This window comes from Kribbella sp. NPDC050281 (genome assembly GCF_040655855.1).
Taxonomy (GTDB): Bacteria; Actinomycetota; Actinomycetes; order Propionibacteriales; family Kribbellaceae; genus Kribbella.
This window is the reverse complement of the sequence record NZ_JBFAKS010000102.1, coordinates 1-1570: the sequence shown is the minus strand read 5'-3', so window position 1 is coordinate 1570 and position 1570 is coordinate 1. Positions and strand designations below refer to the sequence as shown.

Here is a 1570-nt window from a genome sequence, read left to right as displayed (position 1 = left end):
GCCAGGCCGCGGCCGATCATGTCGGCGAACAGCATCAGCAACACGCCGAACAACGCCGCGGCCGGGATCGACGCGAGGTGGCGGCCGCCGAAGACGCGGCGGGCCATGTGCGGGGCGATCAGTCCGACGAAGCCGATCGTGCCCGACACCGCCACCGCGGCCGAGGCCAGCGCGACCGCGAACAGCAGCAGCAGCCGGCGGGTCTTCTCGACCGGCTCGCCCAGCCCGGCGGCCAGGTCGTCGCCCAGGCCGAGGACGTCGAGCTTGCGGGCCCAGACCACGATCAGCGGCACCAGCACCAGCACCCACGGCAGGATCTGCAGCACCGAGCCCATCGACCGCCCGAACAGGCTGCCGGTCAGCCAGATCAACGCCGCCGACACATCCAGCGGGTTGCGCACCAGCAGGAACCGGATCCCGGCCTCGAACGCGGCCGAGACCGCGATCCCGACCAGCGCGATCCGCACCGGCGTCGCGCCGCGGCGATAGGCCAGCAGATACACCAACGCGGCCGCGGCCAGGCCACCCACGAACGCGGCCGGGACGACCGCGAACACCGGCACCCCCGGGACCGCCAGCAGCAACACCATCCCCGCGAACCCGGCCCCCTTGGTCACGCCGACCACATCCGGCGCGGCCAGCGGGTTACGGATCACGCCCTGCATCACCGCACCCGACACCGCCAACGCGATCCCGACCAGCCACGCCAACAGCACCCGCGGCAACTGGAACTGCACCACGATCTGCGCCGCCTGATCGCTCGTGTCACCGACCACCGCACGCAACACATCACCCATCGACACATCCGTCGCGCCGACGCTGAGACTGTAGAAACTCAGCACCACCGCCAACACACCCAGCGTCCCCATCAACGCGGCCGGATGCCGCCTGGCCAGAGAGGTCCGGCGTACATGCTGCGCCAGAATCGCCGTACTGGTCATGAGGTCACCTTCTGCCGACGGGCCAGATACACGAAGATCGGTGCACCGATCAGGGCGGTCACCACACCGGCCGGGACCTCGAACGGCGGCTTGACATAGCGCGACAAAATGTCGGCATACAGCACCAGCACCCCACCGCCGACCGCACACAACGGCAACAAAACCGTGTAGCTCGAACCCACGATCCGGCGCATGATGTGCGGCACAATCAAACCGATGAAGGCCACCGGGCCGGCCACCGACACCGCCGCGCCACACAACACGATCACCAGCCCCGACCCGATCATCCGGGTCCGCTCGACGTTCTGGCCCAGACCACGCGCCATGTCATCGCCCAGCGCCAGCAGATTCAGCGGCCGTGCCATCGCGAACGCACCGATCAAACCCAGCACCAACCACGGCAGCAGGTTGCGAACGTCCTGCCAGGTACCGAAGTTCACCCCGCCGACCAGCCAGAACAACACGCTGTCGGTCGAGTTCTCGTCGAAGATAATCAGCACCTGCGTCAGCGAGATCAACAGACTGCTCGCCGTAACACCGGCCAGCGCCAACCGGACCGGACTGACCCGGCCGCTGCCTGACCCGGCCAGCAGCATCACCGACACACCGGCCACGGCCGCACCACCGAA

2 protein-coding genes are annotated in these 1570 nt (G+C 68.5%); both read right to left on the bottom strand.

The genetic code is table 11. The features are described from left to right. A partial coding sequence (locus AB0I34_RS44105) for an iron ABC transporter permease (RefSeq protein ID WP_360458718.1) occupies window positions 1-941 on the bottom strand: 941 nt, incomplete at its 3' end. After that, a partial coding sequence (locus AB0I34_RS44100) for an iron ABC transporter permease (protein ID WP_360458715.1) occupies window positions 938-1570 on the bottom strand: 633 nt, incomplete at its 5' end. The genes AB0I34_RS44100 and AB0I34_RS44105, both read right to left, overlap by 4 nt.